General features: G+C 50.6%; 15 protein-coding genes. 7 read left to right on the forward strand and 8 right to left on the reverse strand.

The features are described from left to right. The first annotated feature begins 1 nt into the window (after nt 1). Nucleotides 2-820 (forward strand): helix-turn-helix transcriptional regulator, encoded by an 819-nt coding sequence (locus AC3QL0_RS02550; protein WP_493009955.1) that lies wholly within the window; start codon nt 2-4, stop codon nt 818-820. Here AC3QL0_RS02550 and AC3QL0_RS02555 read toward each other — a convergent pair whose 3' ends face one another. Further along, nucleotides 821-1,162, reverse strand: coding sequence for a zinc ribbon domain-containing protein YjdM (locus AC3QL0_RS02555; RefSeq protein ID WP_493009956.1), 342 nt, complete (start codon nt 1,160-1,162; stop codon nt 821-823). A gap of 210 nt (nt 1,163-1,372) precedes the next feature. Here AC3QL0_RS02555 and AC3QL0_RS02560 point away from each other — a divergent pair, with 210 nt between their 5' ends. Genes AC3QL0_RS02560 through yddG form a run of 4 tightly spaced genes read left to right on the forward strand, consistent with a single transcriptional unit; the run spans nt 1,373 to nt 4,222 of the window. Then, a complete protein-coding gene (locus AC3QL0_RS02560) occupies nt 1,373-1,564 on the forward strand; it encodes a DUF3460 family protein (protein WP_135861886.1) in 192 nt (63 codons plus the stop codon). Nucleotides 1,565-1,573: 9 nt separating this feature from the next. Continuing rightward, nucleotides 1,574-2,452 (forward strand): segregation and condensation protein A, encoded by an 879-nt coding sequence (locus tag AC3QL0_RS02565; RefSeq protein ID WP_493009957.1) that lies wholly within the window; start codon nt 1,574-1,576, stop codon nt 2,450-2,452. 25 nt (nt 2,453-2,477) lie between these two features. Next, nucleotides 2,478-3,320 carry a pantoate--beta-alanine ligase gene (gene panC, locus AC3QL0_RS02570; protein WP_493009958.1) on the forward strand — a complete coding sequence of 281 codons (843 nt, stop codon included), beginning with the start codon at nt 2,478-2,480 and terminating at the stop codon, nt 3,318-3,320. Nucleotides 3,321-3,337: 17 nt separating this feature from the next. Next, nucleotides 3,338-4,222 carry an aromatic amino acid DMT transporter YddG gene (yddG, locus tag AC3QL0_RS02575; RefSeq protein ID WP_493009959.1) on the forward strand — a complete coding sequence of 295 codons (885 nt, stop codon included), beginning with the start codon at nt 3,338-3,340 and terminating at the stop codon, nt 4,220-4,222. An 18-nt stretch (nt 4,223-4,240) separates the two neighbouring features. On the opposite strand, the gene AC3QL0_RS02580 is transcribed toward yddG, so the two are convergent. Further along, complete coding sequence (locus AC3QL0_RS02580) at nt 4,241-5,515, reverse strand: bifunctional O-acetylhomoserine aminocarboxypropyltransferase/cysteine synthase (protein WP_493009960.1); 1,275 nt, start codon at nt 5,513-5,515, stop codon at nt 4,241-4,243. A gap of 266 nt (nt 5,516-5,781) precedes the next feature. On the opposite strand from AC3QL0_RS02580, the gene AC3QL0_RS02585 reads away from it, so the two are divergent. Beyond that, entirely contained in the window at nt 5,782-8,472 is a 2,691-nt protein-coding gene (locus AC3QL0_RS02585; RefSeq protein ID WP_493009961.1) for an AsmA family protein, read from the forward strand. Between the two features lie 37 nt (nt 8,473-8,509). On the opposite strand, the gene AC3QL0_RS02590 is transcribed toward AC3QL0_RS02585, so the two are convergent. The 3 genes from AC3QL0_RS02590 to rsmD all read right to left on the reverse strand — a co-directional run bounded on the left by AC3QL0_RS02590 (nt 8,510) and on the right by rsmD (nt 10,009). Continuing rightward, a complete protein-coding gene (locus tag AC3QL0_RS02590; protein ID WP_493009962.1) occupies nt 8,510-8,767 on the reverse strand; it encodes a YfhL family 4Fe-4S dicluster ferredoxin in 258 nt (85 codons plus the stop codon). A 66-nt stretch (nt 8,768-8,833) separates the two neighbouring features. Next, on the reverse strand, nt 8,834-9,349 hold the full coding sequence (coaD, locus tag AC3QL0_RS02595) for a pantetheine-phosphate adenylyltransferase (RefSeq protein ID WP_135861852.1): 516 nt from the start codon (nt 9,347-9,349) through the stop codon (nt 8,834-8,836). Nucleotides 9,350-9,430: 81 nt separating this feature from the next. Then, a complete protein-coding gene (gene rsmD, locus AC3QL0_RS02600) occupies nt 9,431-10,009 on the reverse strand; it encodes a 16S rRNA (guanine(966)-N(2))-methyltransferase RsmD (RefSeq protein WP_493009963.1) in 579 nt (192 codons plus the stop codon). Nucleotides 10,010-10,064: 55 nt separating this feature from the next. On the opposite strand from rsmD, the gene ftsY reads away from it, so the two are divergent. Beyond that, complete coding sequence (gene ftsY, locus AC3QL0_RS02605) at nt 10,065-11,420, forward strand: signal recognition particle-docking protein FtsY (RefSeq protein WP_493009964.1); 1,356 nt, start codon at nt 10,065-10,067, stop codon at nt 11,418-11,420. Between the two features lie 93 nt (nt 11,421-11,513). Here the strand turns inward: ftsY and AC3QL0_RS02610 are convergent, their stop codons facing one another. The 3 genes from AC3QL0_RS02610 to AC3QL0_RS02620 all read right to left on the reverse strand — a co-directional run bounded on the left by AC3QL0_RS02610 (nt 11,514) and on the right by AC3QL0_RS02620 (nt 14,804). After that, complete coding sequence (locus AC3QL0_RS02610) at nt 11,514-12,404, reverse strand: AraC family transcriptional regulator (RefSeq protein ID WP_493009965.1); 891 nt, start codon at nt 12,402-12,404, stop codon at nt 11,514-11,516. Between the two features lie 3 nt (nt 12,405-12,407). Further along, on the reverse strand, nt 12,408-13,043 hold the full coding sequence (locus AC3QL0_RS02615) for a YbhB/YbcL family Raf kinase inhibitor-like protein (protein WP_493009966.1): 636 nt from the start codon (nt 13,041-13,043) through the stop codon (nt 12,408-12,410). A 210-nt stretch (nt 13,044-13,253) separates the two neighbouring features. Next, nucleotides 13,254-14,804, reverse strand: a complete 1,551-nt coding sequence (locus tag AC3QL0_RS02620; RefSeq protein ID WP_493009967.1) for a CYTH and CHAD domain-containing protein — start codon at nt 14,802-14,804, stop codon at nt 13,254-13,256. Between the last annotated feature and the right edge of the window lie 37 nt (nt 14,805-14,841).

Raw genomic sequence — 14,841 nt, forward strand, 5'->3', positions numbered from 1 at the left:
CATGGGACGCACAGAAACCATTACGTCTTCAGATCACGCCGCGAATACGCGGCGTAGAGCATTAGGCGAGTTCTTGCGTAGCGTGCGTGAACGCACACGACCAGAAGCATTGGGGCTGCCTGCGGGGAGTCGACGCCGTACCCCAGGTTTGCGACGTGAAGAAGTTGCGCAGTTGTGCGACATCAGTGTGACCTGGTACACCTGGATGGAGCAGGGGCGAGAAATCGCTATCTCTCCTACCGTGTGTGCACGCTTGGCGGGCGAGTTGCGTTTGGGACGAGCCGAGCGTCAATATCTGTTTGAATTGGCAGAATGCGCTGATCCTGAGCATGGCGAGCTGCAGACTCAACTGCCAGACGGCTTAGAAGATTGCGTACGCAGTATTGCCGCCCCTGCTTATATTCTGGATAGATGCTGGAATGTGCTGGCGCGCAACGACGCCTTATTGCGGTTGTTTGATGGCTGGCCAGATAGAAACCCAGCCCCTAACTTATTGCACTACATTTTCCTAGATCCTGCCGCCCGTAGCTTGGTGGTGGACTGGGAGCAGCGTGCAACACGAGTAGTGAGTGAGTTTAGGGGGGACGTAGGGGCGCATGTAGACGAACCTGAACTACACGCGTTGTTGCAGTCGTTGTTATCGACTAGCCCAGTATTTGCACAGTGGTGGGGCCGACAAACAGTGGTAGAGCGTGAGGGTGGTTTGCGCAGCTTTTCCCATCCAGAGGATGGGGTGCTGCACTTCAGGCAATACACCTTCAGGCTGGCTATACGGCCAGACTGTAAGTTAGTGATGCTGATTCCTCAAAAAGACGACTAATTAGGCTTTTTTCAGGAATTCGGCTTTAAGCTCGTAGCTGACGCCATCAATTTTGCAACTGACTTCATGGTCGCCTGCAACAATACGGATACCACGTGCTTTGGCACCTTTTTTCAAGGTAGTAGAAGAGCCTTTTACTTTTAGGTCTTTGATCAGGTGAACATCATCACCGTCTTGCAAAGGCGTACCGTGTGCATCTTTGATCTGGCGTTCATCGGATTCGGCAGTGTTCTCTTCGGCGTGAATAGACCACTCATGCGCACAATCAGGGCAAACGTAGAACTCACCGTCTTGGTAGGTATGTTCGCCAGAGCAAGATGGACAGGAAGAGGGGTGTGTCATGGAAACTCCAGTCTAAGGGAATTAAGCATTAATTCTATGATTTTGACTGCAGATGTTAGCATAAGGCGTTTTTTTTTCGCTTTGCGCTAAAACGTATAGAAAGAAGAATGACGTAACTGTAGCCGGGTTTACACGGCAGGCTCTGTTTATGGGCGGGTTTGCAGTAAACTCAAGGTTTGGTGAATGCTATTTGTTAAGTGTGCGGTGATTATGGCCAAGAATTACGAATCTGAAATTACACAATTCCTGAAAGGCTTCAAACAGGAACATCCAGAAACTGACAACCGTCAACGCGAAGGTCGCGGTCGTTTGTGGGACAAACAGCTGGATGCTGAGCTGCAGGAAGGCTACCGTGCCGGACGTGTGGCACAACCAGCCTATGTGTACTACTCCAACGACTAATGTTGTGTGATGGCTGAGTCAGCCGATTCACAGATCACATCAACCGATGGAGGGGCTGTTGCCCCTTCGTTACTTGATGCAGAGATATTTGCGCGTTTGTATGGGGAACCTTTGTTTAAGGTTCCTCAGGATCTTTATATTCCTCCAGATGCCCTCAAGGTGTTCCTAGAGGCCTTTGAAGGCCCATTGGACTTGCTGTTGTATCTGATACGTAAACAGAACTTCAATGTGCTAGATATTCCTATGGCGCAGGTGACGGGTCAGTACCTGGCCTACGTAGAGGAAATTCGTCGTACCAACTTAGAGTTGGCGGGTGAGTATTTGCTGATGGCAGCATTGCTGATAGAGATTAAGTCTCGCATGCTGCTACCAGTTAAAAAATCAGACACCGACGAAGAGGTGGAAGATCCACGAGCCGAGCTGGTGCGACGCTTGCTCGAATACGAACGTATGAAAATGGCATCGCAAAAATTAGATGCGTTGCCACAGTTGGGACGTGATTTTGAACGTGCCCATGCACATCTAGATTTACATGTAGAGCAGGTACTGCCGGATATTAGCCCCGAGGATCTTAAAGATGCTTGGCGCGACATCATGCGTAGGGCACAGCTGAACCGTAGCCATACCATTACCCGTGAGCAGTTGTCCGTACGCGACCACATGAGTCAAATATTGCGTCGTTTGAATGACGCACAATTTTTAGAGTTTACAGCCCTATTCATAGAGCGAATCGAGGAAGGCGATGCAGTTCCTGTCCTTGTTGTGCACTTCTTGGCCATGTTGGAGCTGGTGCGCGAATCGCTGGTGGAAGTAACTCAAACCGAACCTTATGCCCCCATTTATGTACGCCTAGCCTTTGTGCGTACCGAGGGCTCTTCTATTCAATAATGCCGTTCTGGTATTGGAGTTTTCAGTGAAAGTTGTACACACCATTCAGGAGCTACGCGACCATCTGCAGGGGCAGACTCGGGTTGCATTTGTGCCTACCATGGGCAACCTGCATGAAGGGCATTTGGCGTTGATGCGTTTGGCGCGTCAGCACGGTGACCCAGTCGTGGCCAGTATTTTTGTGAACCCACTGCAGTTTGGTCCAAACGAGGACTTCAATCAGTATCCACGTACATTGCAGCAAGATATAGACAAGCTAGAAGCGGCGCGCGATGTATATGTGTTGTTCGCACCGTCAGAAAAAGAAATGTACCCAGAGCCGCAAAGCTTCCGTATTGATACGCCTAAAGGTTTGGGTGATATCTTGGAAGGTGAGTGCCGTCCAGGTTTCTTTGAGGGCGTGAGCACCGTGGTGATGAAGCTGTTTTCTTGCGTGCAGCCACGAGTAGCCGTGTTCGGTAAAAAAGATTACCAGCAGTTGATGGTGGTACGTAGCATGTGCCGCCAGTTCCAATTGCCTGTAGAGGTATTGGCACACGAAACTGTACGTGAAGAAAGCGGTTTGGCGTTGTCTTCGCGTAATCGCTATTTGAGCGAGCAAGAAAAAGCCAAAGCGCCTCAAATGTATGCCTGTTTACAAGCTGTACGCGCGCAAATCCAAGCCGGTTGTACTGATGTGGCTCAAATCGAGCACGACGCTGCACAACGGTTGGCCTTGGAAGGCTGGGATGTAGATTACCTTACGCTGCGCCGTCAACGTGATTTGCTCACACCAGAATCAGACGAGATCAAAGCTGGTGAAGCCTTGGTTGCATTAGGTGCTGCCAAACTGGGTAGCACACGCTTGATCGATAACTTGGAAATCTAAAAAGGCAGGCCTTGGGTATGCCTTCAGCAAAGAAAGCCACGCTTATAGGTTTGCTTGCCGTATTGTTATGGAGCCTGATCGTAGGCTTAATACGCGGGGTCAGCGAAAGCTTTGGTGCGGTAGGAGGTGCGGCGCTGATTTACAGTGTGGCATCACTGATTTTGTGGGTAAGCGTAGGTTTCCCTAAGGTGCGAGAATTCCCACGCCGTTATCTGGTGTGGGGCAGCGTGCTATTTGTGCTGTATGAGCTGTGTTTGGCCTTATCCATAGGCTATGCCAGCCATGCTAGGCAGGCAATAGAAGTGGGAATGGTGAACTATCTATGGCCTACGCTAACAATTGTCTTTGCCATTCTTTTCAATAAGCAAAAAACCACGTGGCTGATCGTGCCAGGTTTTGTGTTGTCTATGCTAGGCGTGGCGTGGGTATTGGGTTCAGATCACGGTTTGGATCTACCCGGCATGTGGGTGAATATTCAAGAAAACCCACTGAGCTATGGGCTGGCCTTGTTGGGGGCGTTGATTTGGGCGGCCTATTGCACGGTCACCACACGCATTGCGCAAGGTAAAAATGGCATCACGCTATTTTTTATGTTGGTAGCGATGGCGCTGTGGGGGATGTACGCCGTGGGAGAGCAGCCATCTATGCATTTCAGCGTGGGCTCATTGGTGTATTTGGTGTTAGCTGCCATTGCAATGGGCTTTGGTTATGCAGCGTGGAATGTAGGAATTTTGTACGGAAATGTGACGTTGCTTGCTGGGGCGTCGTACTTTATTCCGGTATTTTCGGCAGCCTTTGCGGCATTGCTGTTGCGTACACCGTTGTCATGGTCATTCTGGCAAGGTGCGGCAATGGTGTGTGTAGGGTCTGTGTTGTGTTGGCAGGCTACCCGCAAGAGGTAGCCTTACCTAAACGCTAGCTTATTTAGCAGCGTCCAATGCTTGGGTCAAATCAGCCAAGATGTCATCAATGTGCTCAATCCCGATGGACAAGCGCACCATATCCAAACTTACACCCGCAGTTTCCAGCTCTTGCTCGTTTAACTGACGGTGTGTGGTGGTGGCTGGGTGGCAAGCCAACGATTTGGTGTCACCGATGTTAACCAAACGAGTGATCAGTTTCAGTGCATCAATAAAGCGTGCACCGGCTTCACGACCACCTTCAATACCGAAGCTCAAAATCGCAGCAGGTTTGCCGCCCATGTAACGTACTGCCAAATCGTGCTCTGGATGCTCTGGCAGACCCGCGTAGTTCACCCATTTTACTTGTGGGTGTTTCTGCAAGAATTGTGCCGCTTTCAGGGCATTTTCTGTGTGACGTTCCATGCGCAGGGGCAGAGTCTCAATGCCTTGCAAGATTTGGAATGCATTGAATGGAGACAAGGCTGCACCAGTGTTACGCAGAGGCACTACGCGGCAGCGGCCAATAAATGCAGCTGCGCCAAAGGCTTCGGTGTACACCACACTATGGTAAGACGGATCAGGCGTATTCAGGATAGCAAAACGTTCTTTGTGCTCAGCCCAAGGGAATTTACCGGAATCCACGACTGCGCCAGCAATGGTTGTACCGTGGCCACCCATGTATTTGGTCAGTGAGTGCACCACGATATCTGCGCCGTGTTCAAACGGGCGGCAGAGCGCTGGGGATGCAACGGTGTTATCCACAATCAGTGGTACGCCATGACGGTGAGCCAAGTCAGCCAAGGCTTGAATGTCTACGATGTTTGCGCCGGGGTTGCCGATGGTTTCGCAGAATACGGCTTTGGTGCGTGCATCAATCAGGGCTTCGAGTTTGGCTAATTCGTTATGGGCTGCAAAACGAACCTCAATGCCTTGACGTGGAAACGTGTGCGCAAACAGGTTATAGGTGCCGCCATAAAGTTTACTCACCGAAACAATATTGTCACCCGCCTCAGCGATGGTTTGTATAGCATAACTAATAGCCGCCATGCCGGATGCTACAGCTAGGGCAGCAACACCACCTTCCAGTGCCGCAACGCGCTCCTCCAACACAGCATTGGTTGGGTTCATAATGCGAGTGTAGATATTACCGGGTACCTTCAGATCAAACAGATCCGCGCCATGTTGGGTATTATCAAAGGCGTAAGAGGTGGTTTGGTAAATCGGTACGGCAACAGCTTTAGTAGTTGGATCAGGGCTGTAACCAGCATGAACGGCAAGTGTTTCCAGTTTCATAATGGGAGCGGGCAAAGAAGGTAAGTGAAATAATCGCAGGTAATATATGCATCGTACCGGTGGCTGACTGGCTATAGTTAGACAGAAAGCAGATTTCTATATTTCTTTTGGTAATGTGCAACCGGCTGATAGTACGATTGTAGGCTTATTGCTGGAAAAACACACTTTTTTACAGTGTGATGCGCAGTACCAATGGTTGCGGTAGCATGCAGGCTGGAAGCGTGAAAGCTCAGCACAAATGGATGGAACGGTGGTTTGAGGACTAAATGAAAGTGTGGTTCAAGCGTAGCCTATTAGGCTTGGTAGTGATTTTCATCGTGGCATTAGTAGGTGCCGCCATTTTCTTGCTGACTTTTGATCCTAATGCCTACAAACGTAAGCTAGAAGAAATCGTCTACGAGCGCTACCAACGTACCCTTGCTATAGAGGGTGAAATAGAACTGTCCTTATTCCCCCGTATAGGTTTGTCTGTTAACGGCGTGTCGTTGTCTGAGCGTAATAGCAACCAAACCTTTATGTCGGTAGACAGTGCTCGCTTTGCCGTGGCGATTTGGCCGTTGATGTCCAACCAATTCGTGGTGGATCATGTCTCGCTAAATGGCTTTAAGGTTTGGCTTGAGCGCGAAAAAGACGGCAGCTTTAATTTTTCCGATTTACTTGATGACACCGCACTGGAAAACGAGCCGGCTTCTACAGCCAGTTCAGGCGGTTGGATCATAGGTTCTGCACACGCTGCTGAAGTAGAAAACCCAGCAGAAGGTACCGTGTCTGCCGAACCAGCACCCACTGAATCCGCTAAAGAAGAAGAGCTTGGCTCCGAACTCAGCAAAGTATTGGCGAGCTTAAAAGAGGCTGTGAGTCCAGATACAGGTAAAACACAATTTCAAATTGATATTGCGGGCCTAGATTTCCGTGAAGGCGAAGTGCACTACTACGACCATATCTTAGGTGGTGGTGGGCAAATCGTAGGCTTAGACATGAACACTGGGCGCATGACCTTTGGGCAGCCTTTTGATCTGAAGTTTAAAGGCCGTCTACAAGGAACCAAACCACATATGGAGGCAGCGCTGGATGGCCAAGCATTGCTGCGTCTGGACCCTTACAGTCATATCTACGCTGCTCAGCGTATCAATGTGCAAGTACAAGGAGATGTGGGTAGCTACAAAACCGAGCAGCTGCAGCTTAAAGGTGGTGTGGAATACCAATCCTTGGTGGGTGTGGTGCGTGTACAAGGCATGGAGCTTACCTCCCAAGGAGAGCTGGTCAGTCGAACTATGCCGCTCTCTGATGTACAGGCAAGCCTGAGCATTCCAGATCTAGTTTATGCAGGCCAGCATTCGTTATTACGTATTCAACGTATGGCACTGCGTACCAAAGGTAAGTACGAGCATGATTCGGTAGAGCTGGCTTTGGATGTGCCTGATGTGTACACAGACAGCAACTCTGCGGAGATGAAGTCTCCTATAGTGGGTAGCTTTATCCGCTCTGGTGTGAACTCTACAGGCGTTAAATTGCGCATAGAAGATCTTAGCGGCACGGATCAACAGTTGCGGGCTGAGCGCTTCAGCGTAGACACTGTCTTAAAACAGCCTTTGCAGGCTTGGGTATTGAAAGTGGCTAGCCCCTTGGTATGGCAGCGCGAACAAAAAGAGCTGTCTTGGGAAGGGCTTAAAGGAGTATTTAGCCTTGAGGATGAGGGTTTACCTAATCAGCGTGTAGAGGCAGATGTCGCAGGCTCGTTGACGTGGGTAACGCCCGTAAATCAGTGGAATACGCATCTGGATATTGGTGAAAGTGCAGGGCGTATTGCGTTGGATGCACGTTATCAGCCGCAAGCAGCTCCAAATCTGGATTTCACCATGCAGGTGCAAGACACCGATTTCGCCAATTGGATTCCATCCGCCGAGGTGCGTAAGCAGCGTGGTCGAGTGGTGTCGGGCGAGCAGCAAGATGCAGAAGAAAAATTTGTGGGTCCAGTGGCTGGTACAGTCATGGACTTAGGTTTCTTGAACAAATACACCGTACAGGGCAAAGCACAGCTACAAAATGTGAAAGTGGGCAAGCTCACGCTAGAGCAGCTCAAAGCAGATTTAGGCATAGGCCAAGGTGAGCTACTGTTGAAACTCAACAGCGCAGAGTTCTACCAAGGTAGCTTGTTGAGTGAGCTGCGTTTGAAGGCGGATAGTAGTGTGCGTGCTTCGGTAGATGCCTATGGCATCGAGTCAGGCGCGATCTTAGAGGATGCGTTTGGGCAAACCCGTATGAGCGGTAAGAGTGATATCAGTGCTCGAGTCACCGCCTCGGGGCATACACCTGCAGCCTGGTTGCGCAGCCTAAGCGGTACGTTTAACTTGGATACCGTAGATGGCCGTGTTTATGGTCTAGATGCCTTTGAAACACTAGCAAGTGTTGTGGACGTGGCTAAAAATGCGTTTAGCCCTCAGTTACCGCCTCTGGCGTTAGGCTTTGACTTACGCCGTAGCACCAGTTTTTCGGCCTTGAGTTTGCAGTCTACCTTGCGCGATGGCGTGTTGAGTTTTAACTCTATGTTGGCAAATTCACCTGATTTACGTATCAGCATGCGTAAACCATCGTCCATCAATTTGGTGGATCAGAGTTTGGATTTGACCTTAGAGTTCCGCCTACAAAGCCAGATGCGTAACAACGCGAATGCCAGTTTGTTGAAAGAGCTGTTTAGGGTAACTGTCCCAATACAACTGGTGGGCTCTCTCTCGCATCCAGAGCACAGAATCTTGTGGAATGAGATCAGCAGCAAATTGGTACAGCAGGCGCTGGAAAATGGCTTAGTAGAAAAGTTAGTGGGTCAACCCTTGTTGGATACGCTGATGGATGCTCGCGAAACAGGTGCAGCACTGACTAAGCGTGTGGAGCAAGCCGCACCAAGCCGTAGTTTGGGAGTGTTGTTTAGAGATTTGTTGGGGGGTGTAAAACCCTAATAAAAAACGGGGCTGATAGCCCCGTTTTTTTGTCTGTTTAGGCTTCAGTCAACCCAGCGAGTTTCTGAAATTTCTTCAGTAAGATCTCTTGGCTTTCTTGATGCTCAGGGTGCACTTCAATGCACTCAACAGGGCAAAAGACAATGCACTGTGGCTCGTCAAAGTGTCCCACGCATTCAGTACAGAGTGAAGGATTGATCTCGTAGATCTCTTCACCCATGTAGATAGCGGTGTTGGGGCACTGCGGCTCACAGACATCGCAGTTAATGCATTCTTCGGTAATGGTAAGGGCCATGGCTATTGCAAAAGCTAAAGCAAAACAATGAGTTCAGTGTATACCGTCTGGCCCTTCTTTGCCGCTTTAACCCTTTTTAGCGAGTAGTTCTTGTTGTTCGCGAGCGATACGTGCTTTGCTGACCAACCAACGTTCTACGGAAGGGAATACAAACTTGCTGACATCGCCACCCAAAATAGCAATCTCACGCACGATAGTGCCAGAGATGAACTGGTATTGGTCAGACGGAGTCATGAACAGGGTCTCAACTTCAGGCAACAGGTGGCGGTTCATACCAGCCATCTGGAATTCATATTCGAAGTCGGACACAGCACGCAAACCACGCACGATGACTCGACCATCTTGTTCACGTACAAAGTCTTTGAGCAAGCCGGCAAAGCTTTTGACTTCCACATTGGGGTAATGGCCTAGGACTTCTCGGGCAATCTCCACGCGCTCCTCCACGCTGAAGAATGGCCGTTTAGCTTGGCTATGAGCAATACCCACCACCACGTGATCAAACAAGTTCGCCGCACGGCGTACTAGGTCTTCGTGGCCACGAGTAAAAGGGTCAAAGGTACCGGGGTAAACAGCTGTAATCATAAGATATTATTAATTATCGATGAGAGTGGTAGCAAATGTTGCGCAGAACAATACTGTCACGATGAATATGTAGTTATGGCGTTAGGCATTATTATCTGTTTTTTGCGCTGCAGCAAACATGAACAGTGAATAATACACACTTCCTGCTCGTTGCTCTCGTAATGGCGTAAGAAACTCAGGGGCAGTAATAGTATTTTCAGACTCTACATACACCAGAGCATCCGGAGCTAAAATACGAGGTAGTAGGGGCCAAACCTTCTCCAGCCATTGCTGGTTGAAAGGGGGATCCAGAAAAACCAGATCATAAGGCATTTCAGTACGTTCCAAAACATGCAGAGCATCGCCCGCATGGATACGTACAGACAGGGCATCTAGCTTGTTGCGTATTGCCCTCAGCGATGAAATGGCGTTTGGGTTGTTTTCTACCATTTGTACATGCGCGACGCCGTGCGAAGCTGCCTCAAAACCCAAGGCACCTGAGCCGGCAAACAAGTCCAGCACGCGTTTGTGCTGAAAATCGTCCTGCCAGAAATGGCGTAACCAATTAAAGAGAGTTTCGCGTACACGATCAGGAGTAGGGCGTAGCCCTGCCGCTTCCGGTACAGTGATAGGTGTGCGACGGTATTCCCCGCCTACAATACGGATTGTGTGTTTTTTCATGGGCGCGTAGTATCGCCAGTGGCGTGATCCAGAATTTTGCTTAAGTGTAGATTGTATGTTCAGTTTTTTTAAAAGAAAGAAAGCCGCAAAAGAAGAGGCTGTTGTCAACACGACGCACGAGCCACTTCAGCCCGCAGCGGTAGAGAACCCTGTGCCAGAGGTGCCCGAGGCTGAGGCCGTTGTGCGCGCACCCGCGCAGGTAGAGGTTTTAGCACCCGATGATGGCATTTTTAAAGAGCATGCGCGGGAACTACCAGCCGTGTCAACGGCTGATGAGCCAGTGGTGGAAGCACAACCTGTAGTGCAGACTATTGTTGAGCCAGAGCCAGAGCCAGAGCCAGAGCCAGAGCCAGAGCCAGAGGTTATCGTGGTTGCGGAAGTAGAACAACGCGATAACATCGTTGCCGAACCCGAACCCGAACCCGAACCCGAACCCGAACCCGAACCCGAACCCGAACCCGAACCTCAGCCTGCGCCGCAAGCAGAGCCAGTGAAAGGCTCTTGGTTGTCACGTCTACGACAAGGGTTGTCTCGCACGGGCCAAGCCATTGGCGGTATTTTCGTTGGCGTTAAGGTTGATGAAAACCTGTTCGAAGAGCTAGAAACCGCATTGATCATGGCAGATGCCGGTCTGGAGGCAACCGAGAAGCTGCTGACAGAGCTGCGCGCCAAGGTGAAAAAAGACCGTATCGCTCAAGCTGAGGATGTAAAAATCGCCTTGCGCGAAATTCTGACCAATCACCTTAAAGTGTTGGAAAAGCAATTTGATCTGACTGCAGCCAAGCCATTGGTGGTGATGATTGCTGGTGTGAATGGTGCAGGTAAAACTACGTCCATCGGCAAGTTGGCAAATGATTTCCAAGCTAAAGGTGCATCCGTGCTGTTGGCAGCAGGCGATACGTTTAGGGCAGCGGCTCGTGAACAGTTGATCGAATGGGGCGCACGTAACAATGTGGCGGTAATTGCTCAAGATGGTGGTGACCCTGCTGCGGTAGCCTTTGATGCCGTCAACGCTGGTAAAGCACGAGAGACTGGTGTGGTGATGGTGGATACTGCTGGTCGTTTGCCTACCCAACTGCACCTGATGGAAGAGTTGAAAAAAATCCGTCGCGTGGTAGCTAAAGCAGACGGCAGCGCGCCGCACGAAGTACTGCTAGTAGTAGATGGCAATACTGGTCAAAATGCGTTGTCGCAGATTAAAGCCTTTGATGCTGCCATTAACCTCACTGGTTTGGTGGTGACTAAACTAGACGGTACCGCTAAGGGTGGTATCTTGGCCGCTGTGGCTGCGGGTGGCCAAGGTGTACGTCCTGTGCCTGTATATTGGATTGGTGTAGGCGAAGGTATTCACGATTTGCAGCCATTTGTGGCCAGTGAGTTTGCGTCGGCACTGCTGGGCGATAGAGCCTAAGTATCCTTTGCACAAAGACATGCCACCTGAATCCTACAGGTGGCATTTTTTATGTCATTACGCCTATGTGTGCCACCAACAGCGTTATTGCTATCAGCGAACCCCAGAAGGCAGGTAGCCAAAACGAGCACGGAATCGTTCAGAAAATCGTGCAGGGGACTGGTAGCCGCAAGCCTGCGCAACATGCGGAATACTCCAGGATGTGGTTTGTAGCAGCATCAGGGCATGGTGCATACGGGTGTCTATCAGCAGGTTTTCGAAACGCACGCTTTCACTGGCAAGACGTCGCCGTAGTGTGGCCTCGCTCATTGCCAATGCTCGCCCAGCCTCGTGTGCGGTCCAGGCCTGATCTGGTGCTTCGCTAATCAATGTGCGTAAGCGACCAGCCGTTCCGCTCTGTTTGGCCCCGCGAAAGACATGTCCTCGTTCAGCAAGCGCAAAGAGTAAATCTATGAGCCTGCACTGTAGTCGTTCGTCGCTGACACGTTTGATGTCCACGCTTTCTAGTACCAACTGAAACGTAGCGGTTAGGTCTTCGTCCAGCGCTGTTAGTGTATAAGGAACCTGTTTAGCACCACCAGGGGCAGGAGCGTAGCTAGTGCGCTGAAATGCTTCTAGTAAGGGTGCCGAGAGAGTCAGAAAAATAGAGCGGAAGCACTTCTCGTGATCATCTGGCGTTTTTACTAAATTGACGCAGGTGCCCGGTTCGACGAGCAGCAACGATGCCCGTGCGTCAATCGCAAGTGGATGCGTGTCATCATCCAAATCCAAACGACCCGCTGCGATCAGCAGTACGGTGGCGTCATGGAATAAAAATCCCGGAGTATGTTGAACTCGCGTCAGAACAGGCTGTGCCAGTGCGCACAAGCCGCGCCGAAGCACGGGGGTACCAGATGGTAGCTCCCAGTGCTTGTGAGCCTCGGCGTGTGAGGTCGGTGAGGCAGTTTGCCGTGGCTCTACGAGGCGCAGTTTGTTCTGATTCACAGGTTAGTTCAATGGTACGGATGGGTTGAGACTGTACAAACCGGTGAGGCTGGCTTGTCCCAGCACAGGGGCGGCCTTCAATGCGGCGAGCACGTTGGCGCCTGTGAGTGGCCCATTTACCGACAGAGAGGGGGTTGCCAACGCATAGACCGTGAAAATGTAGTGGTGAACGAGTGTGTCATTCCAGGGTGGGCATGGACCATCGTAGCCATGGTAGTCACCCTTCATTTGATCGTCGCCGGCGAACCACGCTGTGTAGTCGTTGACGCCGTGGCGCATGCCGCCCATCGTAGAGGGACCTGGTTTGCCGCGTGGTGTGACGCCATCTGAATGCGAGCCTGCAGCGATCTCTGTAATGCTGGCGGGAATGTCTAGCAGTAGCCAGTGAAAGAAGTCAATTCTTGGTAGGTTGGCAGGAACCTCACGACCTTCCTGATTCACGTCGTCACCGCAACTTGGCACATCAGGGTCGTGACACACAATGACAAACGACTGGGTGCCTACTGGGACATCGTTCCATGCAAGATGTGGATTGCGGTTTGTTGAGAGAGCAACGTGCTGGGCAGCATCTGGCACGGCGAAAGCAAATTCGCCAGGAATGGCCTGACCGTCCTTGAAACTGTGACTGATGAGTTGCATGTGAGGTGTGGTCCTGTGGATAGTTAAAAGCATGTTGTGCTGAGTGGAGCACAACTGATGGCCATTCTACGGGCGCAGGTATTCCTCTAAGGCACCATATCCAATCAATTATTTCACATTCCCAATCAAAATGATCCCTTTTGATGGGTTTGGTGCGGTTTTGAGCGTGTAGCACACGCTCATGCCGGTTTTCTTTTAGACAGGTAGGTCTTATTCTGGATAAGCAGTATGTACCAACTGCTTCAGCACTTTCTTTGCTTGCTTCACGTAATGTTGTCGCGTGGCAGTTAGCCAACCTAGCGCCCAATAGCGTTGCTCTGGGTCATCCAAATGCTGCTGGCACCATTCGTGGGTGACATCGCAGTCAGTGATTTTCCCCAAAAAGTGCTGTGTGTTACGCAGTGCATCGTATAGCGGTCTATGCGATGAGGTACCTAGAAACTCCAAGCAATAACGCAGAGTTTTAATGCGGTTACGCAGTCTGTGTTGTTGGCGCTGACTCAGCTCGGCAAAGTTTTGGCTACGCAATTGAATGGACTGTAGTTGAGCACGCAATACGGCATGTAAGGCCAAATAGGGTTTGGGCTGTGCGTCGTGGCTTTCTTCCTCAACCAGGCTTTGGCCACTTAGCAGTTGGGCGAGGTTGCTTAATAAACAGCGCTGAAAACTGGCGCTGGCCGCCAATTGCTGTATCTCTGCGCTGGTGCTGGCAGTAGTAGGTAGCACCAAGGCAGGGCCAGGTAAGCCAGCTAACATCAGACGAGGCAGAGTTTCTAGACTCAGTAAGTCAGAATCTCTTGCTTCTCCAAACATGGCAAAAAATGGGCGCATTTCACGTGTGACAGCCTGTTCTGCTGTGCTCATCCATGGGCTGAATAAACGTCGGCAGGAACGTAGTCTGCGCATCCCTACACGCATTAAGGCCAAGTAGGTGGCTTGCTGTTCTTCATCGGCTTCGTGACCATCAATGCCCGCCAACAATGACGCATTACGGATAATTTGCCCCAGATACAGCAGAGCACTGTCCACATACCCTTGTTGCAGGTTATGGATGGTAGGAAAGGCGTGAGTGTGCAGTCTATAGGCTTGATACAGCGCATCATGTACGGCTTCACCACTGGTGGCGCCGCAGTCTACTATCTGTGCCAAAATATCACCGCGTTCTGATTTGCTACGCAAATCAATGATGAGGCCAAATTGCTCCATCCATTGGCCACCCAGTTGGAAAATACTGGCTACATTGCCTTCAATTAGTTCAAACTCAATTTCGTTGACGGGCAGTTCTACGTGGCCGGATTGGATAACGCCATTGTCCAAGGCGATCTCTATGATAGAACCTGCGCAGTCTAAGCGTACGTGTTGACGCTCTATGCGTGTTTCATAGCGTGGAGCCAATTGTGCTGCATGTTGTTGTACTACCTCAGCGGCAGGTAGGTTGTTGTAGAGCGTCAAATCCAGTGTGGGCGTGGGGCGCACATGGTTGTATTCCAGCTTTGACAGCTCATCAGGGCCAGCAGCTTTTAGAGTTTGAATCCATTGCTCGCCTTCTAGGCGTAAACGCAGGGCAACACGAGCTTTGGCCAGCGTGCGAGACGGTGTGTCAAAGTAAATAGCATGTAGGGGCTGGATGGAAGGGTTTAATGCTGCAATCTGATCCAGTAGCCCCTTCCGGCTCTGTTCAGGCACATACAGTTTCAGCTCGCGTTCTAGCACAGGGATGACAAAAGTGTTGGGTTGATGAGTGATATTGGCACACGCCATCAGCGTATTGTACGAATTTGCCGTGCAAGCGCTAAAA

Source organism: Paenalcaligenes sp. GW821-LYS-B07-1 (assembly GCF_058803365.1).

Bases quoted from the DNA above. Each gene is read 5' to 3' on its own strand.
- AC3QL0_RS02550 (WP_493009955.1), top strand. From the start codon at position 2: ATGGGACGCACAGAAACCATTACGTCTTCAGATCACGCCGCGAATACG.
- AC3QL0_RS02555 (WP_493009956.1), bottom strand. From the start codon at position 1,162: ATGACACACCCCTCTTCCTGTCCATCTTGCTCTGGCGAACATACCTAC.
- AC3QL0_RS02560 (WP_135861886.1), top strand. From the start codon at position 1,373: ATGGCCAAGAATTACGAATCTGAAATTACACAATTCCTGAAAGGCTTC.
- AC3QL0_RS02565 (WP_493009957.1), top strand. From the start codon at position 1,574: ATGGCTGAGTCAGCCGATTCACAGATCACATCAACCGATGGAGGGGCT.
- yddG (WP_493009959.1), top strand. From the start codon at position 3,338: ATGCCTTCAGCAAAGAAAGCCACGCTTATAGGTTTGCTTGCCGTATTG.
- AC3QL0_RS02580 (WP_493009960.1), bottom strand. From the start codon at position 5,515: ATGAAACTGGAAACACTTGCCGTTCATGCTGGTTACAGCCCTGATCCA.
- AC3QL0_RS02585 (WP_493009961.1), top strand. From the start codon at position 5,782: ATGAAAGTGTGGTTCAAGCGTAGCCTATTAGGCTTGGTAGTGATTTTC.
- AC3QL0_RS02590 (WP_493009962.1), bottom strand. From the start codon at position 8,767: ATGGCCCTTACCATTACCGAAGAATGCATTAACTGCGATGTCTGTGAG.
- coaD (WP_135861852.1), bottom strand. From the start codon at position 9,349: ATGATTACAGCTGTTTACCCCGGTACCTTTGACCCTTTTACTCGTGGC.
- rsmD (WP_493009963.1), bottom strand. From the start codon at position 10,009: ATGAAAAAACACACAATCCGTATTGTAGGCGGGGAATACCGTCGCACA.
- ftsY (WP_493009964.1), top strand. From the start codon at position 10,065: ATGTTCAGTTTTTTTAAAAGAAAGAAAGCCGCAAAAGAAGAGGCTGTT.
- AC3QL0_RS02615 (WP_493009966.1), bottom strand. From the start codon at position 13,043: ATGCAACTCATCAGTCACAGTTTCAAGGACGGTCAGGCCATTCCTGGC.
- AC3QL0_RS02620 (WP_493009967.1), bottom strand. From the start codon at position 14,804: ATGGCGTGTGCCAATATCACTCATCAACCCAACACTTTTGTCATCCCT.